The organism is Pseudomonas sp. E141 (assembly GCF_052659885.1).
Genome location: NZ_CP084024.1, coordinates 3,006,965 through 3,031,438 on the forward strand (window position 1 = coordinate 3,006,965; position 24,474 = coordinate 3,031,438).

Here is a 24,474-nt window from a genome sequence, read left to right on the forward strand (position 1 = left end):
GGAGGCAACATGAAAGCACTGTTCGCCTTGCTCAAGGACTACTGGGGCGTCCTGCGTCGTCCGAGCCTGTATTACAGCCTGGGTTTCCTGACGCTTGGGGGCTTTATCGCCGGTATCGTTTTCTGGGGCGGCTTCAACACTGCCCTGGAGGCGACCAATACCGAGACGTTCTGCGTGTCCTGCCATGAAATGCGTGACAACGTGTTTGTCGAGCTCAAGGACACGATCCACTACACCAACCGCTCCGGCGTACGCGCCAGTTGTCCGGACTGTCACGTGCCACACGAGTGGACCCATAAGATCGCGCGCAAGATGCAGGCCTCCAAGGAGGTCTGGGGCAAGATTTTCGGTACCATCGACACCCGCGACAAATTCCTCGCCCTGCGACGTGAACTGGCCGAGCACGAATGGGCCCGACTCAAGGCCAACGACTCGCGAGAATGCCGCAATTGTCACAACTTCGAATTCATGGACTTCACCCGGCAAAGCAAGCGCGCCTCGAGCATGCACTCGACCTCACTGGCCAATGGCGAGGCAACCTGCATCGATTGCCACAAGGGCATCGCCCACAAGTTGCCTGATATGAGCGGCGTCAAAGGCTGGTGAGGAGGTTCGGGCCGCCCATACGCTTCAACCTACCCAGCCGATGGCCGTTTTCGGGATGACCTCGGACTCATCGAGTTTGGAGGCAAACATGCTCACCGCTTCGAGTGCGTCACTGGTACCGGTTCTGATCTGCAGAATAACCGATCCGGCCTGATCGGCCAGGGTTACGCCACGCAGGGCGCCCTCCTGGGTCACCGTCATGCTGGCGACGGCGTCACGGGTTTCAGACAGAATCAGGCCGATCATCTCGGCAATCTCGGCCGTCGAACGGCTGGTGCGCCCGGCCAGTTGCCGGACTTCATCGGCGACCACCGCAAACCCTCTCCCTTGATCGCCGGCCCGCGCCGCTTCGATGGCCGCGTTAAGGGCAAGCAGGTTGGTCTGGTCGGCGATGCCGCGAATGGTATTGACGATGGCCGTGATCTCTTCAGAACGCGCGCCCAACTGGCCGACCAATCGTGCAGAGGCCCCGATATTGTCAGCGATCTGGCGCATTTCCTTGGCCGTCTGCTGAATCACTTGCGAGCCCTGTTCAGCGACTTTCTCGGTCTCGGCAGAGATGTGGTAGGCACGGGAAGCGCCGCGCGAATCCTCTTCGAATTTCTCGACTCGTTCGCTGATGTCACTGGCGAACTTGATGATTTTGCTCAGCTTGCCTTCGGCATCGTAGACCGGGTTGTAACTGGCCTCCAACCAGACAACCTTGCCGTGCTTGCCCAGACGTTTGAATTGACCACTGAAAAATTCACCGCTATTGAGGCGACGCCAGAAATCGCTGTATTCGGAGCTGCTCACTAGCTCCTGCTCGCAGAACAGCCGGTGGTGCTTGCCTTTGAGTTCCGCCAGCGAGTAATTCATGACACTGAGGAAGTTGTCGTTAGCGGTCAGGATGTTGCCGTTCAAATCGAATTCGATCACCGCCATAGCGCGATCGAGTGCGGCCAGCTTGCCTTGGGTTTGCGCCTCGTTTGCTACCCGCGCGGTGACGTCGAGTGCATATTTGACCACTTTTACAACGCGGCCTTGTTCGTCCACTACCGGGTTATAGCTGGCCTCCAGCCAGACATTCCCACCCTTGCCATTGACTCGCTGAAAAGTGCCGGACACGAATTGACCGGACCGCAGGCGGTCCCAGAACTGACGATACTCGGCGCTGCTGACCAGCGCGGGCGTGCAGAAATCCCGATGAGACATACCGGCCAGTTGATCTGCCCGATGCCCCATCGTATGCAAGAAATTCTCATTGGCGCGCAGTACCTTGCCATCTGGGCTGAACTCCACAACGGCCATCGACCGCTCCAGAGCACCCACCAATCCTTTGTACGTTGCCAATTCGGCTGTCCTAGCCATCAATTCACTTTTCAGCGTTGAATTAAACATGACGTACCCTCGGCGAACCCACAAATCGATCGGACCTTATTGAGGGTATCGGCGAGTTGGCTGAAGGCTAAATACGGCGTGAAAGATTATGTTTTGACGCCAGATAAACGGCAGAAAAACCGTTTTGACTTGTCTCCATCGGATAGTGGAAATGGCCAGACCAGGCAAGCCGCATTGGCTTGCCTGGTCTGGCCCTTCGGTTGCCAGCGGACCGTCAGTCAGTCCTCCCCGACCGGCTGCAACACGCCGGCGGCCTCAGGCTTTTTTGCGAACAGCCTTTGTGGCAACAGGAAGTACGCCAGTGCCGGCAACAGGATCAGCGCGCCGAGCATGTTCACCAGGAACATGAAGGCCAGCAGGATGCCCATGTCGGCCTGGAACTTGATCGGCGAGAAAGCCCAGGTCGCCACGGCGATAGCCAGGGTGACGCCGGTCAGCAGAACCACCTTGCCGGTGAACAGTAGCGCGCGGTAATAGGCTTCGGACAGCGAGGCGCCGGCGCGCATGTGGGTCAGGATCACGCTCAGCACGTAAAGCGCGTAATCGACGCCGATGCCCACCCCGAGGGCGATCACCGGCAAGGTGGCCACCTTCACGCCCATGCCCAGCCCCACCATCAGCGCCTCGCAGAGGATCGAGGTGAGCATCAGCGGCAGCACCGCGGCGAGTACCGCGCGCCAGGAACGGAAGGTCACCCAGCAAAGCAGGATCACGGCACCGTAGACCCAGAACAGCATCTCGCGCATGGCCTTCTTCACCACAATGTTGGTCGCCGCCTCGATGCCGGCGCTCCCCGCAGCGAGCATGAACTTCACGTCCGGCAGTTGCTGCTGGGCGATAAAGGCTTCGCTGGTCTGCACCACCCGCTCCAGAGTGTCAGCCTTGTGGTCGGCCAGGTAGACGTAAAGCGAGAGCAACGAACAGCCCTGGTTGAACAGCTCACGCGGCGCACGGGTCTGTACCGCGCCGAGGGCCCCGTCATTGGGAATCAACTCGTACCATTTGAAGTTGCCCTCGTTGTACCCGGCGGCGGCGATCTTGCTCAGGGCGGCCATGGAGTTGGTCGACTCGACGCCCGGCAATTGCTCCAGTTGCCAGGCCAAAGCATCCACCGCCGCCAGGGTCGGATAGCGGGTGCACTGGTCTTCCGGGGTTTTGACCATGACCACGAAAATGTCTGAACTGGCCGCGTAGTTCTGCGTCATGAAAGCCGCATCGCGGTTGTAGCGCGAGTCTGGACGCAGCTCCGGAGCGCCTGGGTCCAGATCGCCGATTTTCAGGTGCAGGCTGACGGCGAAACCGCCGACCGCCAGCGCCAGGCCCACCAGGCAAGCGCCGTAAGCCCAGGAGCGCCGGGTGAACAGGTCGAGGAAACTCCAGAGCGGATGCTTGACGTTTGCTTTCAACTCAGCGGTTTCGGCCCGCAAGCTGCGCTCGGCCGCCTTGGCGCCGACACCGATATAGCTGAGCAGAATCGGCAGCAGGATCAGGTTGGTGAAGATCAGCACCGCCACGCCGATGCTGGCGGTAATCGCCAGGTCCTGGATCACGCGGATCTTGATCACCATCAGCACCGCGAACCCCACCGCATCACAAAGCAACGCGGTCATGCCGGCGGCAAACAAGCGGCGGAAGGTATAACGCGCGGCGACCACCCGGTGCGTGCCACGACCGATGTCCTGCATGATGCCGTTCATCTTCTGCGCGCCGTGGCTCATGCCGATGGCGAACACCAGAAAAGGCACCAGCGCCGAATAGGGATCCAGGTCGTAACCGAGGCTGGCGAGCAGCCCGACCTGCCAGAGCACCGCCACCAGGGAGCAGAGCACCACCAGCGCGGTGCTGCGGGCACAACGGGTGTACCAGTAGAGCACCACGACCGTCACCAGCACGGCAACCACGAAAAACAGCATGACCTGGACCAGTCCGGCAATCAGGTCGCCGATGATCTTGGTGAACCCGGTGATGTGGATCTGGATTCGATCGCTCTGGTATTTGTCGCGCAACGCTTCCAGCTGCCGGGAAAATTCGCCGGCATCCAGCGCCTTGCCGGTCACGGGATTGATTTCCAGCAGCGGCACGAATATCACGCTGGACTGGAAGTTGCCCGCCACCAGTTGGCCGATCTCGCCGGAGCGGGCAACGTTGGTGCGCACCTGCTCCAGACTGGCGGCAGAACCGTCATAGGTGTCCGGGATCACCGTGCCGCCATCAAGGCCCTCCTCTGTCACGGCCGTCCAGCGCGTGGTCGGCGTCCAGAGCGACTTCATATAAGGCTTGTCGACACCCGGCAGCAAATAGATCTCGTCGTTGAGCCTGGCGAGAACGTCGAGGTAATCCTTGTCGAAGATGTTGCCGTCCTTGACCGCCACGGCAATGCGCACTGAGTTACCCAGGCCGCTCAATTCGCTGCGTCGCTCAAGGAAATTGGCGACGTAAGGGTGCGACGTCGGAATGGTTTTTTCGAAACTGGCATTGAGACCGATCTTGCTGGCCTGGTAACCCAGCACCAGGGTGGCCAGCAGGCAGAGCAGAATCACCCAGGGGCGATGATTGAAGATCGCCCGCTCGCCCATGTTTCCGGAACGCGGATCGAAATCCTCCAGACGGGCGATTACCACTTGCTGTTCGAGGGCGGGATTATGGTCGTTCACATCGGACTCCGAATACGGCCGCATAGGGCTCTGGCAAGTGTTTCAACGTTGCGCCGAGTAAAGGTCATGCTTGAGGCGGGTCACGCCACTGAGGCCGACACCAATCAAGCTGCCGTCCGGGGCGGCCACCAGGCCGGCGATCGAGGTGCCGGTCGGTCCTTTCAAGTGCCGCAAGCTGCGGCCTCGATCGAGGCTGAGCAGCAGATCGCCGGCCTGGCTGGCCAGGATCAACGCGCCATCAGGCGAGCGAGTGCCAGCCGACAAAGCCACTTCCAGCCCCGTCTCGATCCGCCGCCAACTCACACCCTGGTCGCCCGACCAATAAGCATTGCCGCGCAGACCGAAGGCCAACAACTCTCCGGCCGAGCTGCCCTGCACACCGAAAAAACTGCCGTCATAGGGTGAATCGAGGGCCTCGAAGCGGCTCCCGTTGTCAGTCGAACGCAGCAGCAGACCGCGTTCGCCGACGATGAACAGCGCACCGCCCGCCGGGCGAATGCCGTACAGGTTGAGGCCCTCGGGGTTATCCACCTGCTGCATCCACGGCTGCCAACTGTCGCCACCGTCAGCGGTACGCAGAATCAGGCCATAGGCGCCGACCACATAACCGTTGCGACGGTCGCTGAAATACAGGTCGAGAAACGGCTTGTCCGGGCCATCGGCGACCAGCCACTCGGCATCCTTGAGCCGCTTGGCGTCGCTGCCTTGTTGAGCCGAAACCAGCGCCAGGTGCGCCGCTGCGACACCATCGAGTTGCTTGACCCAGGTTTCGCCACCGTCGGTGCTGTGAAGAATCACGCCCAGATGACCGACAGCCCAGCCCCGTTCGGCATCCACGAACTGCACCGCCGTCAGGCTGACGCTGACCGGCACGCGGGCCTGGCGCCAACTCTGGCCCGAGTCATCAGAGAGCAGCACGATGCCGCGTTCGCCGACCGCCACCAGCCGATCGCCCGCCCGGGTTACCGCCAGCAGCACCGCACGGGGTGCCTTGGCACTTTGCAAGGCCGGCTGGTTGAGTAGTGCTATGCCCGGGCTGGCCGTCGCCCAGCCTGACACTGATAACGCAGCCAGCAGCAAGGCCACCGGTAGCGCCCGCATGAGTGAAAAATTACCGATCATGTCCGCTCCAACCGCCGCATAAGAATTATCCAACCGCTGATCGCACAACGCGCCGATGCCTGGGCTCCGGCGCCTTGCACAATCGCTTAGCGCATACTGTCGCTGGCCATGGCGTCAGGGGTGAAGAACGCGGACGGCGGACGCGGATAGCTCTGGTACTGCACATCCAGGTCGTTGGCCGAGGAGTTCAGGAAGTAGGCGCCAGTCTCCAGGTTGTAGCTGCCCCACATCATCTGAGCGGTCAGCGCGGGCATTTCAGGCGCCAGCAACGTCAGCGAATAGTTATGCCGCCCCAACTTGTCTTGGGCGTCATAGCCGTCGAGCAGCAGCACTTGCCAGGAGTCCTCGTCCACGTAATAGGTGCGCTTGGGCACCACATGACGTTTGCCATCCTTGAGTGTCGCGCTCACGACCCACACCCGATGCTTCTCCCACCGCACCAGATCCGGGTTGAGGAAGCCTGGCTTGAGCAACTCGTCGCTGCTCGCTGCTGCCGCGCGGTTGTTGTTGTAGGGCACCAGCAACTCTTTCTTGCCAACCAGCTTGAGGTCGTGGCGGTCGGTCGGACCGAAGATCATGAAGGCCTCGTCGAAGAAACCGACGCCCGAGGTGACGAAGTCCGGCGTATCGTAGGCAACGTTCGGCGCACGACGCACCCGGCGCTGGCCGACCAGGTACTGCCAGGCGGCACGTTTGCCGGGGTCCATGTCCCAGTGGGTCATCAGGCCCTCGCCGGCCTTGGAGGACGGTTGTTCCGTGGCCAGTTTGCCGATCAGAAACTTGCCCGCGAAGGTTTCCAGGCTGCCGTCTTTGAAGTAATAGGGTTGCTGGTACCAGAAACGCGCGCGGGTGGCCTGGATTTTCTTGCCGCCTGCGGTCATTAGCCAGGTATCAAAAGGCGAATAGAAGGTGTCTCCCCCCTGCCAGGACAGGCGGTAGTTCCACAGCACCTCGGCGCCGTTTTGCGGCAATGGAAATGGGATCCCGCCATAGGCGCCGCTGACCTTTTCGGTGGCCACCTCAAGGTTCGCGCGGGTAGCGTTTTTCAGGGTGTTGTCATACACCCACTGAGGCGCTGCGGCACTGCGCCGGGTGGGATAGACGTCCAGACGGTAAGCGGGATACTTCTGCAACAGGGCTTTGGTGCCTTCGGCCAATTGGTCGGCGTACTGCGCCATGTTGGACGCGCTGACCGAGTACAGCGGCTTGTCGGCGGCGAACGGATCAGCGCGTTTATCGCCATTCTTGTAGCCGGCCGGTGCTGTGGTGTAGCCACCTGTCCATTCCGGAATGCTGCCGTCTTTGTTGCCGGCGCGCTCGGCGCCAAGGGGGGTGAGGTCCGAGTTCAGGCGTGCGGCCTGCTCCGGGGAAACGGCCGCGTGCACCAGGCCGGCACTGAGCAAGGCAATGGCCAAGGCCGAAATACGCAAGGAAAGGTTACTGTGCATAACGAATGAAACCTCTTATTAGAATGTGGTTTTCACGTACATGGAGACAAAGTCACGGTCGGCCAGCGATTGCCCGTAGCTGAAGTTGCCGTCCTCGCGCAGCCCCGCCTCCTTCTTGCCGAAGAAGTTCACGTAGTTGATGCCGAAGTCCCAGCGTTGCAGGTAAGTGGCTTTGACGCCGACACTCCAGTCGCCTGCGTGGGTATTGCCGAACCCGGCCTTGCTGACCGCTGAGGAGCGCCCATCGAGGACCACGCCAAAACCCATCGGTACGCTCAGGTCGAGACCGTCGGCCACCTGGAAATAAGCCGGTTCGGCCAGCACGCGCAGCGCCGTGGCGTCCCGGGTGGTGTTGGCGTCCAATGCCGCGCGGTTGTCGGTGACGCTGAGGGTGCGGTTCCAGGCCAGTTCGGCGAGCACCGAACCCCCATCCCACAGCGGGCCGGGCGACAGCAGATAGATGGTCGAGAGGTTGACGTGGGCGGTCTTGCCCTTGGCGTAGAGCGCATCGCCGTTGTTGTCCGCCGCCATGGCAGGTGTCACCACCTGCAGGTTGCTCACCAGCGGTGCGTCCCAGCGCACCGAGGTTTCGCCGGCGAAATTGAACGGGCCATAAGCGGTGGAGAAGCTGGCGCCGAGGGTTTTGATGTCTTCGGCGTATACCTGGCGATAGGACCCCAGGATCGGCAGCCCGGTGGCCGCGGCCGCTGCACCGTCCAGATAGGCATAGAGCGCGCTCGGCGCCTTGTCGTGATACTTGGCGGCGTAGAAGCCCAGTTCCAGTTCGGTGCCTTCGGGCTTGTAGCGCAGTTGCATGCCGCCTTGGCCGGAGTTCCTGGCCTCGATATCGGAGGCATGCACGGTGGTGTTGCCAAACACCTGGGTCCAGTCGCCGGAACCTTCGCCGATGCCATCGTTGTCACTCAGGTAGCTGCCCGCCCCCGGCAGGTTGGAACGCTCCCATTCGAACTGATAGTAGGCACCCACAGACAACTGCGGGTTGATCTGCAACTGCCCGGACACCTGATTGACCGGACGCAGGATTTCCTTGAACTGGGTGCCGGGTACGCTGAGCAGCTTGACGATATCGCTCGGCCCCTGGGCATTGGCAATGCCGTTGCCCCCGTAGAACAGGCTTTCGCCATAAATCAGGCTATGCCGGCCCAGCCGCACGGTGCCCTGGCTCGACTCGCCGACATCACCCCGCACAAACACGAAGGCATCGAGCAATTCGGCGTCGCGCCCGTGCAGTTCGCGGGTATCGTCGAGAAAGTGCCGTTGCTCGCTGCTGTCGGTGCTCTTGTTGTAGATATCGTCGTACCAGGCCGCGCCGCTGAGACGCAGGCCATAGTTTTCCCGGCTCAGGTCCATCTCACTGAACAGGTCCAGGCGGTTGGAGACCAGGCCGCTGCTGAAGTTCTTGTCGCCCTGACTCTGGATCGAGGGGTACAGGCCCCCCGCCGTCGGCGCGTTGACCAGATTGTCGTCGGCCCCTTGCAGACGCCACGCCTGGCTGTACTTGAGGGTGTTATCCCAGCGCAGGCGCCATTGACTGTCGCCCAAGTCTATTTGCGCAGCCTGGGGCTGGGAGGCCCAGCCGGCCAGGCAGACCGAGAGTGCCAGGGCTGAACGCTTGAAGCCTGGATAGCATCGAGAGTTGTGCATGGTGTTCCTCATTGTTCTTGTTGTTGGAAGCATGTTTTTTGAACTGGCCGTTCGCTCGTAGTCGGCCGGTGGTCACTCGCCCAGGGCTCCTCGTTCAGATGTAGGTGGACGCCAGGCCGCCATCGACCGGCAGATTGACGCCATTGATCCAGCGCGATTCGTCGGCACACAGAAAGGCGATGGCAGCCGCCACTTCATCGGCGTAGGCCGGGCGCTTCATACGATGAGCGTCAGCCTCGACGCGCTCTTGACCGAGCATGCTGACGAAATCACCCAGGATGGGCGTGAACACCGGGCCCGGCGCCACGCAGTTCATGCGCACAGAGGTCTGCAGGAACCAGGGTTGGGCCTGCTGGTAATTCCAGACGATCAAGGCCTCTTTGAAATACTGGTAGCAGCTCTCCTGAGGCACCGGATGCTCGGCTAGCCAGGCCTGGCCATGGGCAAAGCTTTGGGTATCGGCCAGGGCCTTGTGCAGGTCCAGGCGCTGCGGCCATTGCGCGCCCAGAATCGAAGCGACGTTGACGATGCTGCCTCCGGCAGTGATGCGCGGCAGCACGGCTCCACACAGATGGCGCACCCCCAGGTAATTGACTTGGGCAACCGCTTGCGGATCGGCGGTACCGGGGACTCCTGCGATGTTGCACAGGCCGTCGAGCGCCTGCGGCAACTGCTGCACGGCCGCATCGATGACATCCGGGTGGCTGAGATCAGCCTGGATGAAATCGTCCAGGCTCAGGTTGGGCTCATTGCGATCCATGCCGATGACGGTGGCCCCGTGGGCACGCAGGATCCTCGCGGTTTCGGCGCCGATGCCCGAGGAAACCCCGGTCACGACTATCCTCTTGTTGGTCAACTTCATACGGGCTTCCCGATTCTTGCTTGTACTGCCTGCTCGAAGGCGGCGACAGCCAAGCCATATTGTTATTGCCGAATTAGTTAATCTCGGTAACTAGTTGTAGCAAGCGATATGCCATCTCTGGGTAATCGCAAGGCAACCGCTCAAGCACGCGGCATCCAGCGCAAACAGAGGCATGTAGGTATCTGGAGGGGGGATTCAGGCGGGTGAAAAAAGTGATGATTTCAGCAATTTCATGCTGCACTATGCGGATTATGATTATCCCGTTTAAGGATTTGTGATGGCGAACAAGCTGATTTCCCTGGCCGAACTCTCTCGCGCAACGCCAAACAAACCCGTGCGGGGTGCCAGCGAGCAGCTGCCACCAGGGGCGCCGCCTACCCTGCAGGACCTGACGGAATGCCTGATGTTCAGCCCGGGCGACGGTCGCATCTGGTTGAACGGCGCGCGCATGCTGCTGATCCACAACAGCGGCATCGGCGCGCTACGCCGAGAACTGATTGAAAGCATGGGCCTGGCCCGCGCCCGAGGCATCATGTTGCGCACCGGTTACCATTGCGGCGCCCGGGACGCCGCCCTGATCAAGGAGCGCTTCCCCGAGGCCGACATCCTGGCGCTGTTCGCCGCCGGTCCGATCATTCATGCGATCGAAGGCGCGGTGAAGGTCGAGCCGGTGCATTTCGAATTCGACATGAACCTGGGCACCTATTACGGCGAATTCCTCTGGCATCACTCCAGCGAGGACGACGAGCACATCGCCCAATACGGCATCGGCACCGAACCGGCCTGCTGGATGCAGACCGGCTATGCCACCGGGTACACCTCGGCAATGGTCGGCCGGCTGATTCTCTACCGCGAGGTCGAATGCCGCTCCACCGGTTCCAGCATTTGCCGGCTGATAGGAAAACCCGCGGAGGAATGGGACGACGCCGAAGCGGACCTGGCCGACCTGAACGCCGAACCTTTCGTCAGCACCGGCGGGCGCAGCGTGACAGCCCATAGCCGCAGCGATAAAGGCGCCCTGCCGACGAGCTTGCTGGTTGATCCGACTCCCGCACAAGACAGCGACATGGTGGGGATTTCCTCGGCCTTCAACGCCGCCTGCCACATGTTGCGACGGGTCGCGCCGACCCAGGCAACGGTGCTGTTCACTGGCGAGTCCGGCGTCGGCAAGGAAATGTTTGCGCGGATGCTGCACCGCATCAGCCCGCGCCACGATGAACCCTTCGTCGCCATAAACTGCGCTGCCATCCCGGAAAACCTGATGGAGTCGGAGCTGTTCGGCGTCGAGCGCGGTGCCTACACCGGAGCCACTCAATCGCGCGCCGGGCGCTTCGAGCGCGCCGATGGCGGCACCCTGTTCCTTGACGAGATCGCCACCCTCAGCCTGGTGGCCCAGGGCAAGCTGCTGCGCGCCTTGCAGGAGGGCGAAGTCGAGCGAGTCGGTGGCAGCCGCACGTTGAAAGTCGATGTACGGGTGGTCGCCGCGACCAACGTCGACCTTCGCGCCGCCGCGCAACGGGGCGAGTTCCGTGAAGACCTGTTCTTTCGCTTGAATGTATTTCCGATCCACCTGCCGCCGCTGCGCGAACGCAAGGAAGACATCCCGCTGCTGATGACCCACTTCCTGCATCGCTTCACCCAGCGCCATGGTCGGCAGATCAGCGGCTTCACGCCGCGCACGGCCGATACGCTGCTGGCCTATGACTTTCCGGGCAATATTCGCGAGCTACAGAACCTGGTGGAGCGCGGCGTGATCAGCGCCCCGGACGGCGGCGCCATCGACCTGGCGCACTTGTTTACCAGCGGTGAACGCCTGGCCCAGCCCATGTTCTCCATCGGCACCCGTGGCCAACTGGCTGCGAGCCCCAACGACCCGCCGCCGGCCCGCCATGCAACGAGCGCCGCAGCCAGTACCGGCAGTGGTGCGAGTCTGGAGCTGTTCGGCGGCAAGGACCCGAGCCGGCTGTCGTTGCAAGAGATCGAGGACACCATCATTGACCACTGCCTGGGCGAAGTGAAAGGCAATGTCTCTGAAGCGGCCCGCCGTCTGGGTCTGACCCGTGCTCAGTTGTCCTATCGCCTGTCGCGACGCTCGGCCAGCGAATAGGCGCGCCTTATGGCGTAGATGATCGATGGATAAAGCAGCGGCCGAACAGGCCCAAGGTCACCTCGACCCGCTGCTCGATCTGCTCGTCGGACCAGGCCTGTTGGACCCCCAGGGTGAACAGCTTGAGCGGCTGGGAAATCAACAGCGAGTCGATCAGCTCCACCGCTGACTCGACATCTTCGTGTGCCAACAATCCCTTTCCGGCGGCCTTGCCCAACCAGCCGCGCAACAAGCTCAGGCAGCGCGCGGCACCTTCCTGATACCAGATCCTGGCAAGGCCCGGCGCCGTTTCGCGTCCCTGGGCCGCCAACAGGTAGAGCCCCAGCGCCAACGGCGACAGGGTCAGGCGCGCCCATAACGTCAGGTACATGCGCAACTCGCTGAGCAGGTCCTCGGCGCAGTCGATACCGCTTTCCAACAGCAGTTCAAGGGTGGACAAGTCCCTGGCCACCAGTTGCGAGAGCAACGCTTCCTTGCTCGGCACCAACAGGTACAGGGTCTTCTTGGAGATCCCGGCGGCGCGGGCGATGGCATCCATGGTGACGTTGGCAAAATTGCCGCTGCCAAGCGCCTGCGCCGCCGCATCCAACAGCGAGGCCATCTGCTCCTGACGGCTGCGCACCGGCGGACGACCGCGCCGGGTGGGCAGCGCAGTGGTTTCAGGCATTACGGTTTCAGACATTACGGGTCCTGTTGAACGGCATGGTGCGCGTGTCCTGATGGTGGTTTCACAAAGGTGCCCAGCTTAGTGCAGCCTGCTCGAAAACGCCTCGCGCAGGGAGTCTTCGATGAGCTGCCACGCCTGCTGTGCCGAAGCATCCGGTCCCAGGTGAGTGAACATATGGTCGCACCCGGTGAACATTCTCTCGGTCACCGCCACACCGGCCTGACGCAGTTTCTGCGCGTAGGCCTGCCCCTCGGCGAGCAGGATATCGTACTCGGCAGTGATCACCGTCGCGGGGGGCATGCCCTGCAATTGTTCGACCGTCGCCAGTAACGGTGATGCCAGAGGGTCGCGGGCATGCGCCGGATCGCTCAGGTAACAGCGATTGAAGAAGCGCATCAGGCCCGGGCCGAGCAAGGGTTTGTCAGAGGTCGAGCGCTTGAGTTCCGGATCCGCGGCTAAATCCACGGCCGCATAGTCGATGACCTGATGCACCACCCGCAGCCGTTGGTGCTCCCGCGCCAGATTGGCCACGCCGGTGGCCAGGTTACCGCCGGCGCTGTGCCCACCGACTGCGATGCGTTGTGGGTCGATGCCCAGGGTCGCGGCCTGGTCGGCCAGCCACTCAAGCACCGCGAAGCTCTGTCGCAAGCCGGCGGGAAAGGGAAACTCGGGGGCCAGGACATAATCCAGATTGACCACCAGGCAACCCAGGTTATGGGCCAACCGCCGGCAATAGCTGTCGTCATGCTCCGGCACCCCGGCCACAAAGCCGCCGCCATGCAGGTTCAGGTACACGGGCAGAGGTTCGCTGGAGGGCGTCTGGGGCCAATAAAACAAGGCCCGTGCCGGGCCCCACGCCGTGGGGATGAGCTTCTCCTCGAACAGGCGCAACGGATACTGCGCCGCGTCATAGGTGAACTTGGCTTTCATGCGCTTGGCAAAGGCACGCAGCAGCTTGGCCTTGAGAGTCGACAACACGTTCATGATCAAACTCCTGAAGACTCAGTGGGCAGTCAGCAATTGATCCAGCAGACCGTGGATCATTGCGCCGTAAGGCGCGCGCATTGCCAGGTTGGACTCACCAACCGGGCTCTGCACCACCACCGCCTTGGCATGGCTGAACGTACGGAAACCGTAGACACCGTGATACGCCCCCATCCCCGAGTGACCGACCCCGCCAAACGGCAGCGCCTCGAACACCACATGACTCATGACATCATTGATCACCACACCGCCCGAAGTCGTGCGCTCCAACACCTGCTGGCGCTCACCGGCGTCCTCGCCGAAGTAATAAGCGGCAAGGGGCCGAGGTTGACCGTTGACGTAGTCGATCGCCGTGGCGAAATCGCGATAGGTCTTGATCGGCAACAGCGGGCCGAAGATTTCCTCGCGCAGCACCTGCATCTGTTCAGTGGCATCCAGCACTAGCGTCGGAGCGATCTTGCGGGTCTGGCGATCGCCCAGGTCTTCCTGCGCCGGGTTGATCTCGATCAGCCGCGCCCCTTTGGCGCGAGCATCGGCCAGATAACCCTGCAGGCGGTCGAAATTGCGTGGGTTGATGATGGAGGTGTAGTCCGGGTTGCTGTGCAAGGAGGGATACATGGCACCGACGAAGCGCACCGCCTCGGCGACAAAGTCTTCCAGGCATTCTTCCGGCAGCAGCACGTAGTCCGGGGCCAGGCAGATTTGCCCGGCGTTGAAGGTCTTCACGGTCATGACCCGCTGCACCACCGTCGCCAGATCGGCGCTACGGGACACCAGCACGGGCGACTTGCCCCCCAGCTCCAGGGTCACCGGCACCAGATTGTCCGAGGCTGCACGCATGATGTGCCGAGCCACCGCCGTACCACCGGTAAAGATCAGGTGATCGAACGGCTGGGCACTGAACAGCGCGCCGACTTCGGCATCGCCCAGCACCGTGGTGAGTTCATTCTCGTCAAAATATCGGGCGATCAATTCGTCCATCAATGCCGAGGTTCGCGGGGTCAGTTCAGAGGGTTTGAGCATGGCCCGGTTACCGGCGGCGAAGATACTCGCAAGCGGCCCGAACGCCAGTACGATGGGAAAATTCCAGGGGCTGATCACGCCCACCACGCCCAACGGCTGGTACTCGACCCGCGCCTCGCTGCCGGGGAAGGGTGACGGATGCGATTGCGCTTGCATCCACTCGGCCAGATGCTCACGGCAATGCTTGAGGCTTGCCACCGAACCGCCAATATCGGAAAGCAGCGTCTGCTCGCGGCTACGATTGCCGAAGTCCGCCGACACCGCCGCGACGATGGCGTCACGATTATCCAGCAGTAGCGCAATGGCCCGATCGAGGCGGTCGCGGCGCAGCTCCAGGCTGGCCGGTCCGTCAACCAAGTGGGCCTGTTTCATCCGCGCGAGCGTGGCAGTGAGTTGTTCGGCGCCGACTGGCGTAGCGTGGTGATCGGGACTGTGCATGGCGTGGGTTCCTGCTGGTTATATTGTTATTAGACAGCACTAAATACCATTTCGAGCAGACATCTGGTGTCGACTCGCTGGGTGAGTATGCCAAAAAACAACAGAAAGGAAACCACTAGGTTTCTTAATTTACAAACATCCCGACGCGAGGCTAAGAGCCCATAAACAGCCGGCAATACCGATAATATCCGGTTCGGACCACCAAAGGCGGAACCCCGGCGCGGATGTTTTTCATGGGCGGTGCAACACGGATCACGAGCAAAAAACTAAAAAAACTGATTATTTTGATTAATCAATTATGTGTTGATCGACAACCCTGATTTGCGTCAGCCCTACCCGCTCGGCCTGCTCCAGGATCTGCGCAGGCGTCGCATCCGCGGTGGGCATGATCAGGCCGTTCTCTGCATCTCCAAAATGCAGCTGGAGCAGGTGCATCGCGGCTTCATGGACGGGCAGTTGAAGCTGCTTGAGCTCGAACGCGTGAGTGCGAGGCGCGTCGTTGAACAGGTAATTCACCGTGTAGTTGCGCATTGGACAGACTCCCGAAATGGATGAAGTGCATTTGACTAGCCTGACTTATTGGTCCAGTTTTTAGTTCAATGCAATGCGTGGCCTGCCTGAAGGCCTCGGCTGCCGTTCAATTCAAATGGGCGCCCCAGTGTCAGTGATTCCCTTAGTGGTATGTGACGACTCCAACATGGCCCGTAAGCAGGTGCTACGGGCGCTGCCGGCGGACTGGCCGGTCTCGGTCACCGAGGCCAGCAATGGTCGCCAGGCTATGGACGCCATACGCCAGGGGCTGGGCCAGGTGGTGCTACTGGACCTGACCATGCCGGAGATGGATGGTTACCAAGTGTTGAGCGCCTTGCGCACCGAAGGCTTGAAGGCGCAAGTCATCGTGATCTCCGGTGACGTGCAGGAGCAGGCGGTTCGCCGCGTGCTTGAGCTGGGCGCATTGGCATTCCTGAAAAAACCTTTCGACGAAAACGAACTGCGCCAGACGCTCAGCCAGTTGGGCCTGCTGACGAAACCCGGCCAGACGCCGCCGCAAAATCGTCCGGCAACGAACACGGCCATCAGTTTTCACGATGCGTTTCGCGAGACGGTCAACGTTGCCATCGGCCAGGCCGCCGCCCTGATCGCCAAGGTGCTGGGTGTGTTTGTGCAGTTACCGGTACCGAACGTGAACATCCTTGAGGTGGGTGAGCTGCACATGGCGCTGAACGATGCCGGTAGCTCTGAACAACTCACCGCCATCTGCCAGGGCTTTATTGGCAGCGGTATTGCCGGCGAAGCCCTGCTGATATTTCACGAGTCGGAAATTGCCGACATAGCGCAACTGATGCAACGTCAAAGCAGCGACTATTCGGACCTGGAAATGCTGCTGGACCTCTCCAGCGTTCTGATCGGCGCTTGCCTGAGCAGCATTGCCGAACAGATCGACGTGGTGTTTTCTCAGGGTCATCCGCAGATTCTCGGCCAGCACGCGGCCATCGAGGAGCTGATTCAAGTCAACCGCAAGCACTGGAAAAAGACCCTGGCGGTGGAAATCAGCTACAGCCTGGAAGGGCACGATATTCGTTTCGATCTATTGTTACTGTTCACGGAAGACTCGATCGAGCGGCTGACCCAAAAACTCACCTACCTGATGACCTGAGCCATGCCTGATTCCATTGATCTGAACGAGTTTCACTGGTTGCTGGCCATTGTTCAGAGCATCGATGTCGGGGTGGTGGTACTGGACCGCGACTACCGCGTGCAGGTCTGGAACACGTTCATGGAGAACCGCTCCGGGGTTCAGCCAAAGGACGCCCACAACCAGCATTTTTTCAGCCTGTTCCCGGAAATCGATCGCCAGTGGTTCAGCCGCAAGGTAGAAAGCGTCGCGGCCCTGGGCACCCCAGCGTTCACTGTCTGGGAGCAGCGTCCCTATCTGGTGCGGTTCAAGAGCTACCAGCCCATCACCGGCCAGGAAGAGTTCATGTACCAGAACACCACGCTGTTACCGCTGCGCTCGCCCGACAACACGATCAGTCACATCTGCCTGGTGATCTATGACGTCACCGACGTCGCCACCAACCGGCATCAACTACAGGCCGCCAATGCGCAATTGCAGCAGCTCTCCAGTACCGATCGACTGACCGGGCTGTACAACCGCGGTCATTGGGAGGCGAACCTGAAAGCTGCCTATGCGCGGCATCAGCGCTATGGCAATGCCTTGAGCCTGGTGATGCTCGATATCGACCACTTCAAACGGGTCAACGACACCTATGGCCATCAGGCCGGAGACAAGGTCATCGAACAGGTCGCCAGGCTTCTGCGCGAACACGTACGCGACTCCGACGTGGCCGGGCGTTATGGCGGCGAGGAGTTCGGCGTGGTGCTGTCGGACACCGACCAGACCGGTGCCCGGATGTTCGCCGAGCGCCTGCGCAAGGCCGTCGAAGAACTGCAGGTGCTGTACAACGACCAGAGCATCCGTTTCACCATCAGCCTTGGAGTGGCAGACCTGAGCCAGCCCTCGACCGGCCACGCCGAACTGATCGCCCGGGCCGACCAGGCGTTGTATACGTCCAAAAAAACCGGGCGCAATCGGGTGACGGTGCATGAGTAGATGATGACCGCCAGTCACGTACCTGCGCTAACGCTCTGAACTTCCATCCAGCCTCCCGCCTCTGCCCTATATCACCACGCTACCCAGAGGCAGGAAGTCATGAGAGCACTCACTTACCACGGTGCGCACAGTGTAAAAGTCGACACGGTCCCCGACCCGGTCCTGGAGGACAGTGACGACATCATTCTGCGTGTCACGGCAACGGCGATTTGTGGTTCCGATCTGCACCTTTATCGCGGAAAAATTCCCGCTGTCGAACATGGCGACATCTTCGGCCATGAGTTCATGGGAATCGTTGAAGAAGCCGGTTCAGCGGTGACCGCCGTTCAACCCGGCGATCGAGTGGTTGTGCCTTTCGTTATCGCCTGCGGCAGCTGTTTCTTCTGTCAGATGGATTTGTTCGCCGCTTGCGAAACGACCAACACGGGTCGTGGCGCGATTCTGAACAAGAAGGCAATCCCGCCCGGGGCAGCTCTGTTCGGTTTCAGTCATTTGTACGGCGGTATCCCTGGCGGACAAGCTGAGTATGTAAGGGTACCAAAGGCCAACACCGGGCCTTTCAAAGTGCCGGGAACCCTCTCGGACGAGAAGGTGCTGTTCCTCTCGGACATCTTGCCAACCGCCTTTCAAGCGGTGACCAACGCCGGGATCGGCAACGGCTCGAGTATTGCCATCTATGGCGCCGGGCCGGTCGGTTTACTGAGCGCCGCCTGCGCGCGGATGTTGGGCGCCGACCAGATCTTCATGGTCGATCATCACCCCTATCGTCTGGCCTATGCACAGAAAACCTATGGCGTTATTCCCATCAATTTTGATGAAGACGACGACCCGGCGGACACGATCATTCGCCAGACCAAGGGCATGCGGGGCGTGGACGGCGTGGTGGATGCCGTGGGTTTTGAAGCCAAAGGCAGCACCACCGAAACAGTGCTGGCTACGCTTAAACTCGAAGGCAGCAGCGGCAAGGCGTTACGCCAATGCATTGCGGCGGTCAGGCGCGGTGGGGTCGTAAGCGTACCGGGCGTGTATGCCGGTTTCATCCACGGCTTCCTGTTCGGCGACGCATTCGACAAAGGCCTGACCTTCAAAATGGGCCAGACCCACGTGCAGCGATACCTTCCCGAGCTGCTTGGCCATATCGAGACCGGTCGCCTTAGCCCTGAAGTCATCATCAGCCATCGCCTGTCCCTGGAACAGGCCGCCGAGGGCTACAAGCTATTCGACAAAAAACAGGAAGATTGTCGCAAGGTCATCCTGACACCCGGCGAGCCCGATATTGCCTTGCCGGTCAATGATGACCAGGCCGTTCTGCTGAGTACGTAGGGGACTTATCCGGCGTCTGGGGCGAGAGGGTTTGTATTCATCGCATGCCCTCACGCCCTGCCTGGACGCCCTACCCCTCTCGGCTCAGCGCCAGGGCGCAAACCAGCCCAGGCCATCCTCGGTCAGGCCGCGGGGGTTGTACTCGCAGCCGATCCAGCCATCGTAGCCGGCCTCGTCGAGCAGTTTGAACAGGTACGGGTAGTTCACTTCTCCCAGGTCCGGTTCGTGCCGATCCGGCACGCCGGCAATCTGGATATGCCCGACACCGGCCTGGAAGCGCTGGAAACCGGCAATCAGATCGCCTTCCATGATTTGTGCATGGAACAGGTCCAGTTGCACACGCAGATTCGGCTCGCCCAGTTCGGCCAGGATTGCATGGCCCTCAGTCTGGCGATTGATGAAGTAACCCGGAATCGAGCGGGTGTTGATCGGCTCGATCAGCAGTGTCAGTTGGTGCTCGGCCAAACGTCGTGCGGCGTAACGCAGGTTCTCCAGATAGACCTCGCGCATGCGCGGACGCTGGCTCTCGTCACTCACCAGTCCGGCCATTGCGTGCAGTTTGGGGCAGCCCAGGGCGTGGGCGTATTCGATGGCCCGGTCGACACTTTCACGAAATTCCGCCTCGCGCCCCGGCAACGCCGCGATGCCGCGCTCGCCTGCGGCAAAATCCCCGGGTGGCAGGTTGAACAGCACTTGGCTAAGCCCGTGCTCGGCCAAACGTCCGGCCAGTTCGGCCGGTGCGAACTCATAAGGGAACAGGTATTCCACGCCCTTGAAGCCGGCCTTGGCGGCTCGGCCGAAGCGATCCAGGAAAGGTGCGTCGTTGAACATCATGCTGAGGTTGGCAGCGAAACGTGGCATTGCAGTCACCATTGGGCGCCGAAGGTCTGGCGCAGTTCTTCGATTTGTTCGTCGTCCAACGCCCGTACCGGCTGCTGGCGCAGCAACAGGTAGAGCTTGGCGGTTTCTTCGAGTTCTTCGATGGCATAGGTGGCCGCCTCCAGGCTCTTGCCCGAAACGACCGGCCCGTGATTGGCCAGCAACACCGAACTGTGCTGTCCGACCAGCCCGCGAATCGCCTCACCCAGCCGCGGATCACCGGGCCGGTGGTACGGAATCAGCGGCAAGCGCCCCACACGCATGACGAAATAGGGTGTCAGCGGTGGCAGGCACGACGTCGCGTCCAGGCAATCCAGGCACGAGACCGCCGCCGAGTGCGTGCAATGCAAGTGCACGATGGCACCGGAATCTTCACGGCCTTCATAGACGGCACGGTGCAGGAACGCTTCCTTGGAGGCGGGTTTGCCGGCCAGGTGGTTACCTTGCCAGTCGAGCTTGGCGATGTCGGCCGGGTCCAGGCGACCGAGACAGGCGTTGGTCGGTGTCAGCAGCCAGCCATCGTCCAGACGCACGCTGATATTCCCGGAGGAGCCAGGGCTGAGCCCACGCAGGTAGAGGGAACGGCCGATCTCGACGATCTCTTCGCGCAATTGGCTTTCTGTCATGCCAGCATCTCCCAGGCCTTGATCATGAAATCGGCGCTACCGAAGTTACCGGACTTGAGCGCCAGCGTCAGCGGCCGACCGGATTGGCCGAGCGTCTGGGTCCAGGGCACGCCGGGGTCGATGCTCGGCCCGATGCGCAAACCTTCGATGCCCAGCGCACCGACCACTGCGCCGGAGGTTTCGCCACCGGCCACCAGCAATTGGCCCACGCCCTGCTGTTCGACCAGCGCACGGGCAATCGCCGCCAACGCCGATTCAATGCGTTCACCGACCTGCTGCGCACCGAACTGTTGTTGCACCCGGCGTACCTCGTCGGCTGGACTGCTGGCATAGATCAGCACCGGCCCCGGGTGGCCGGCAGCCCAGGCCAGGGCCTCGGCCACCAGTGCGTCACCGCGGGCCATCAGCTCGGCGGCCTCAAGACGAAAGGCAGGATAGACCGCTGCCGCCTGCTCGATCTGGCCGAGGGTCGCTCGCGAACAGCTACCGCTGAGAATCGCCTGGCGCCCCCAACCCGCCTCCAGCCGGCTGGCTTCGCCGTTGGCCTGCAACAGCCCTCTGGCCTGCCAATCCTGGGCCATGCCCAGCGCCAGCCCCGAGCCGGCCGTGACCAACGGCAGATCGGCGCAGGCGGCACCGAGCACCTGCAAATCTTCATTATCGATAGCGTCGCTGATGGCGATGCCCACGCCCTCGGCGCGCAACGCGGCGATCCGCTGACGGGTCGCCTCGACGCCGGCGCGCAGGGTCCGGTAGCCGATCAGGCCGACCGGGTGGCGTGTCTGCGGCTGCAACACGCGCAGCAGGTTGGCGTCGCGCATAGGTGTGAGTGGATGGTCCTGCATCCCGCTTTCGTTGAGCAGCACGTCATTGGCGAACAGATAGCCGTTGAACACGCTGCGGCGGTTTTCCGGAAAGGCCGGACAGGCCACGGTGAAGTCGCTGCCCAGGGCTTGGAGCAGCGCATCGCTGACCGGGCCGATGTTGCCCTCAGCGGTGGAGTCGAACGTCGAGCAATACTTGAAGTAGAACTGTCGGCAGCCCTGCTGGCGCAACCACTCCAGCGCCTGCAGCGACTGTGCGACGGCTTCATCGGGCGCCAGGTTGCGCGACTTGAGCGCCACCACCAGGGCGTCGGCGTCGCCCACCGCCAAGGGCCCGTGTGGGACACCAATGGTCTGCACAGTACGGGCGCCGCCGCGCACGAGCATGCTGGCAAGGTCGGTCGCTCCGGTGAAGTCATCGGCGATGCATCCGATCAGGGGCATGGTCAAATCTCCTCGTTGGCGGCGGCAGGCAGGTTGATACCGGGGAATATCTTCACCACGGCGATATCATCCTCGCGCCCCAGCCCGGAAGCCGACGCTTGCTTGAACATCTGGTGGGCGCTGGCGGTCAGCGGCAGCGGGAAGACCGCCTCCTGGGCGCTGTCGAGCACCAGGCCCAGATCCTTGACGAAAATATCCACCGCCGAGCGCGGTCGATAATCACCCGCCAGCAAATGCGGCACGCGGTTTTCGAACATCCAGGAATTACCGGCGCTGTGACTGATCACCTCGTAGAGCGCCTCGGGATCGCAGCCCTGACGAATGCCATAGGCCATGGCTTCGGCCGCCGCGGCAATGTGGACCCCGGCGAGCAACTGGTTGACCAGCTTGATCTGCGAACCTTGCCCGGCCTCTTCACCCAGCCGGTAGACCTTGGCGGCGACGGCGGCAAGTGCCGTTTGCGCCCGTTCGAAGGCGGCCTCCGGCCCCGAGGCCATGATGGTCAACTCGCCCGCTTCGGCGCGCACCGCCCCGCCTGAAATCGGCGCATCGAGCATCAGCACCTGATGCTCGGCCAAGCGCCCACTGATGCGCCGCGCAGCCGCCGCCGAGATGGTTGCGCAGGCAATGACCACGGAGCCCGGACGCAACCGCGCCGCAATACCTTGCTCGCCGAACAGCAATTGCTCGGTTTGCGCGGCGTTGACCACCACGATGAACAGCAGGTCGCTGAGCGCGGCGCTGTCACTCAGGGCACTGACCGGCTGGCCACCTTCGGCGATGAAGGCCTGGCGCACATCCTCGCGGATGTCGTAGCCCCATACGGGCAGACCAGCGCGCAAAAGCGCGCGCGCCATGCCCAGGCCCATGGAGCCCAGGCCGACCACACCAATACTGGATATTGCTGTCACGGGTGAATCCTCTTGTGGTTGTTATCCGGACGCGTCGGCCTCGCTTCGCGCTTCGCGCAGGCGGACTTCGGCGTTGCGCAGATGCGAGGAGGCCGCGGTACGTGCCGCCTCACTGTCACCTGCGGCGATAGCGGCGAGCAGCGCGTGGTGCTCCTGATCGACCTGACACATGTACTGGGCGTTACGCGCCTCGTTGCGACGGGTCACTCTGATCGCCTGTTGCAGCAGCTGGTGCAGAAAATCGATGGTTTCGAGAAAGTGCTGGTTACCGGTGGCGGCCACCACCGAACGGTGGAAGGCGAGGTCTTCGCGCACGCCGTCTTCACCCCGCTCGACCGCTTCGTCAAGCTCGGCCAAGGCGTTTTGCATCGCCCGCAGTTGCGCATTGGTGCGCCGTGCCGCGGCCAGCTCGGCGGCCTTGATCTCCAGCGCGCTGCGCAACTCGAGGATTTCCACCACCGCCTCGAAGTTGCCCTGGGGCGGAGACAGGCGCAGCGCGACACTGGGATTGGGCACGACGAAGGTGCCGCTGCCCTGGCGCGAAGTGAGCATGCCTTCGCGCTTGAGCATCGAAATCGCTTCGCGCACCACCGTGCGGCTCACACCGTACTGCTCGCACAATGCCTGCTCGGTGGGCAGGCGGTTCCCGGCGGCCAACTGGCCGTCATGGACCGCTGCACTCAGGCGTTTGGCCAGCCGTTCGGCCAGCTTGGGGGTAACGTCGTTCAGACTGTCCACTCAAATTCTCCCGGCAATCGTCGCGCTGCCTTGCCACCCGCTGTGGGCAAGAAGAAAACACGCAACGGTTGCGTCCACGTTAAATTCATCATACAACATGACAACTGCTTGTCACCTGGTTCGTCAAATAACAAGAATACGGGGCGTTCGGCACCCTGCCCCGAATATTCTCCTTAAGCGGAGTGCAATACATGAAGATCCTGGTAACTGGCGGCGCTGGCTTTCTCGGCGCCCGCCTGATCGAAGCGCTGCTGGCGCCCACTGCGAGTGACTTGCTGCCCCCCGGTGCCAGCCTCGTCTCGGTCGACCTGGCGCCCTGCCCCATCAATGACCCTCGGGTGGTGTCGCACACCGGCGACATCTGCGACCCGGCCTTTATCAAATCGCTGATCGGCCCAGAAACCTCCCTGGTCTATCACTTGGCCGCGATCGTCAGTGGCCAGGCCGAAGCCGACTTCGACCTTGGCATGCGGGTCAATTTCGATGCGACCCGCGCCCTGCTCGAAGCCTGCCGCCAACAGGCCCAGGCACCGCGTTTCGTGTTCGCCAGTTCACTGGCGGTATTCGGTGGGCCGATGCCCGAGCAGGTGCCCGAAGAACTCGCACCGCTGCCGCAATCGTCCTATGGCGCGCAGAAGGCCATGGCCGAACTGCTGATCAATGACTACTCGCGCAAGGGCTTCATCGATGGCCGGGTGTGTCGCCTGCCAACCATTTCCGTTCGCCCCGGCAAACCCAACGCAGCGGCCTCGTCATTTGCCAGCGGCATCCTGCGCGAGCCCCTGGCCGGCGAGATGAGCAACTGTCCGGTACCACTGGATACCCGCATGTGGCTGTCTTCGCCGCAGACCGTGGTCGACAACCTGGTCCATGCCGCGCGCCTGGACGGCCAGGCGCTTGGCCTGCGGCGGACCCTCAACCTGCCCGGCATCAGCGTGCGGGTCAGCGAAATGCTCGACAGTCTCGCCCGTGTCGGTGGCGAGGCGGCGCGCGCGCGGGTCAGCTTTGAGCCGGACGAGCGGATCCAGCGCATCGTCTGCAGCTGGCCCGGCAACTTCGACATCCAAAGGCCGCTGCAATTGGGCTTTCGCGGTGATGCCGACTTCGACAGCGTGGTAAGGGCGCACCAGCTCAGCATGAATCACTGACCCAGGCGGCG

21 protein-coding genes and 1 pseudogene are annotated in these 24,474 nt (G+C 62.0%); 6 read left to right on the forward strand and 16 right to left on the reverse strand.

Annotated features, from left to right (window positions below):
- Positions 1 to 9: 9 nt before the first annotated feature.
- Positions 10 to 606 carry a cytochrome c3 family protein gene (locus GKKCFE_RS13425; protein WP_013692861.1) on the forward strand — a complete coding sequence of 199 codons (597 nt, stop codon included), beginning with the start codon at positions 10 to 12 and terminating at the stop codon, positions 604 to 606.
- 24 nt (positions 607 to 630) lie between these two features.
- Here the strand turns inward: GKKCFE_RS13425 and GKKCFE_RS13430 are convergent, their stop codons facing one another.
- The 7 genes and pseudogenes from GKKCFE_RS13430 to GKKCFE_RS13460 form a co-directional block, all read right to left on the reverse strand.
- Complete coding sequence (locus GKKCFE_RS13430) at positions 631 to 1,125, reverse strand: methyl-accepting chemotaxis protein (protein WP_370695198.1); 495 nt, start codon at positions 1,123 to 1,125, stop codon at positions 631 to 633.
- A 141-nt stretch (positions 1,126 to 1,266) separates the two neighbouring features.
- Positions 1,267 to 1,986, reverse strand: a pseudogene (locus tag GKKCFE_RS13435) (PAS domain-containing protein); the annotation flags it as partial.
- A gap of 218 nt (positions 1,987 to 2,204) precedes the next feature.
- Positions 2,205 to 4,562 (reverse strand): efflux RND transporter permease subunit, encoded by a 2,358-nt coding sequence (locus GKKCFE_RS13440; protein WP_445578040.1) that lies wholly within the window; start codon positions 4,560 to 4,562, stop codon positions 2,205 to 2,207.
- 120 nt (positions 4,563 to 4,682) lie between these two features.
- Positions 4,683 to 5,762, reverse strand: a complete 1,080-nt coding sequence (locus GKKCFE_RS13445) for a WD40/YVTN/BNR-like repeat-containing protein (protein ID WP_188250771.1) — start codon at positions 5,760 to 5,762, stop codon at positions 4,683 to 4,685.
- 86 nt (positions 5,763 to 5,848) lie between these two features.
- Positions 5,849 to 7,210, reverse strand: coding sequence for a DUF1329 domain-containing protein (locus GKKCFE_RS13450; RefSeq protein ID WP_445577997.1), 1,362 nt, complete (start codon positions 7,208 to 7,210; stop codon positions 5,849 to 5,851).
- An 18-nt stretch (positions 7,211 to 7,228) separates the two neighbouring features.
- A complete protein-coding gene (locus GKKCFE_RS13455) occupies positions 7,229 to 8,875 on the reverse strand; it encodes a DUF1302 domain-containing protein (RefSeq protein WP_445577998.1) in 1,647 nt (548 codons plus the stop codon).
- A gap of 94 nt (positions 8,876 to 8,969) precedes the next feature.
- Positions 8,970 to 9,737 (reverse strand): coniferyl-alcohol dehydrogenase, encoded by a 768-nt coding sequence (locus tag GKKCFE_RS13460; RefSeq protein WP_445577999.1) that lies wholly within the window; start codon positions 9,735 to 9,737, stop codon positions 8,970 to 8,972.
- A 277-nt stretch (positions 9,738 to 10,014) separates the two neighbouring features.
- Between GKKCFE_RS13460 and GKKCFE_RS13465 the strand changes: the two genes are divergently transcribed.
- A complete protein-coding gene (locus GKKCFE_RS13465) occupies positions 10,015 to 11,844 on the forward strand; it encodes a sigma-54-dependent Fis family transcriptional regulator (RefSeq protein WP_047225625.1) in 1,830 nt (609 codons plus the stop codon).
- Positions 11,845 to 11,851: 7 nt separating this feature from the next.
- Here the strand turns inward: GKKCFE_RS13465 and GKKCFE_RS13470 are convergent, their stop codons facing one another.
- The 4 genes from GKKCFE_RS13470 to GKKCFE_RS13485 form a co-directional block, all read right to left on the reverse strand.
- Positions 11,852 to 12,526 carry a TetR/AcrR family transcriptional regulator gene (locus tag GKKCFE_RS13470; RefSeq protein WP_445578000.1) on the reverse strand — a complete coding sequence of 225 codons (675 nt, stop codon included), beginning with the start codon at positions 12,524 to 12,526 and terminating at the stop codon, positions 11,852 to 11,854.
- A 63-nt stretch (positions 12,527 to 12,589) separates the two neighbouring features.
- Complete coding sequence (locus GKKCFE_RS13475; RefSeq protein ID WP_445578001.1) at positions 12,590 to 13,495, reverse strand: alpha/beta hydrolase; 906 nt, start codon at positions 13,493 to 13,495, stop codon at positions 12,590 to 12,592.
- Between the two features lie 18 nt (positions 13,496 to 13,513).
- Positions 13,514 to 14,956: a coniferyl aldehyde dehydrogenase gene (locus GKKCFE_RS13480; RefSeq protein WP_445578002.1), complete on the reverse strand. Its 1,443-nt coding sequence runs from the start codon at positions 14,954 to 14,956 to the stop codon at positions 13,514 to 13,516.
- A 288-nt stretch (positions 14,957 to 15,244) separates the two neighbouring features.
- Positions 15,245 to 15,487, reverse strand: a complete 243-nt coding sequence (locus tag GKKCFE_RS13485) for a hypothetical protein (protein WP_107322806.1) — start codon at positions 15,485 to 15,487, stop codon at positions 15,245 to 15,247.
- A gap of 166 nt (positions 15,488 to 15,653) precedes the next feature.
- On the opposite strand from GKKCFE_RS13485, the gene GKKCFE_RS13490 reads away from it, so the two are divergent.
- The 3 genes from GKKCFE_RS13490 to GKKCFE_RS13500 all read left to right on the forward strand — a co-directional run bounded on the left by GKKCFE_RS13490 (position 15,654) and on the right by GKKCFE_RS13500 (position 18,893).
- Positions 15,654 to 16,613: a response regulator gene (locus tag GKKCFE_RS13490; RefSeq protein ID WP_445578003.1), complete on the forward strand. Its 960-nt coding sequence runs from the start codon at positions 15,654 to 15,656 to the stop codon at positions 16,611 to 16,613.
- A gap of 3 nt (positions 16,614 to 16,616) precedes the next feature.
- Positions 16,617 to 17,570: a diguanylate cyclase gene (locus GKKCFE_RS13495; protein ID WP_445578004.1), complete on the forward strand. Its 954-nt coding sequence runs from the start codon at positions 16,617 to 16,619 to the stop codon at positions 17,568 to 17,570.
- 99 nt (positions 17,571 to 17,669) lie between these two features.
- On the forward strand, positions 17,670 to 18,893 hold the full coding sequence (locus GKKCFE_RS13500; protein ID WP_076384253.1) for a zinc-dependent alcohol dehydrogenase: 1,224 nt from the start codon (positions 17,670 to 17,672) through the stop codon (positions 18,891 to 18,893).
- A gap of 84 nt (positions 18,894 to 18,977) precedes the next feature.
- On the opposite strand, the gene otnI is transcribed toward GKKCFE_RS13500, so the two are convergent.
- The 5 genes from otnI to GKKCFE_RS13525 all read right to left on the reverse strand — a co-directional run bounded on the left by otnI (position 18,978) and on the right by GKKCFE_RS13525 (position 23,315).
- A complete protein-coding gene (gene otnI / locus GKKCFE_RS13505; protein ID WP_076384251.1) occupies positions 18,978 to 19,754 on the reverse strand; it encodes a 2-oxo-tetronate isomerase in 777 nt (258 codons plus the stop codon).
- Positions 19,755 to 19,759: 5 nt separating this feature from the next.
- Positions 19,760 to 20,398 carry a 3-oxo-tetronate 4-phosphate decarboxylase gene (otnC, locus tag GKKCFE_RS13510; RefSeq protein WP_047225618.1) on the reverse strand — a complete coding sequence of 213 codons (639 nt, stop codon included), beginning with the start codon at positions 20,396 to 20,398 and terminating at the stop codon, positions 19,760 to 19,762.
- Positions 20,395 to 21,666, reverse strand: coding sequence for a 3-oxo-tetronate kinase (gene otnK / locus GKKCFE_RS13515; protein ID WP_445578005.1), 1,272 nt, complete (start codon positions 21,664 to 21,666; stop codon positions 20,395 to 20,397). The genes otnC and otnK overlap by 4 nt, the downstream gene beginning before the upstream one ends.
- Before the next feature lie 2 nt (positions 21,667 to 21,668).
- Positions 21,669 to 22,535 carry an L-threonate dehydrogenase gene (gene ltnD, locus GKKCFE_RS13520; RefSeq protein WP_047225864.1) on the reverse strand — a complete coding sequence of 289 codons (867 nt, stop codon included), beginning with the start codon at positions 22,533 to 22,535 and terminating at the stop codon, positions 21,669 to 21,671.
- Between the two features lie 63 nt (positions 22,536 to 22,598).
- Positions 22,599 to 23,315 (reverse strand): FadR/GntR family transcriptional regulator, encoded by a 717-nt coding sequence (locus GKKCFE_RS13525; protein WP_230682588.1) that lies wholly within the window; start codon positions 23,313 to 23,315, stop codon positions 22,599 to 22,601.
- Positions 23,316 to 23,506: 191 nt separating this feature from the next.
- Between GKKCFE_RS13525 and denD the strand changes: the two genes are divergently transcribed.
- Positions 23,507 to 24,463: a D-erythronate dehydrogenase gene (gene denD / locus GKKCFE_RS13530; protein WP_445578006.1), complete on the forward strand. Its 957-nt coding sequence runs from the start codon at positions 23,507 to 23,509 to the stop codon at positions 24,461 to 24,463.
- The last annotated feature ends 11 nt before the right edge of the window (positions 24,464 to 24,474 follow it).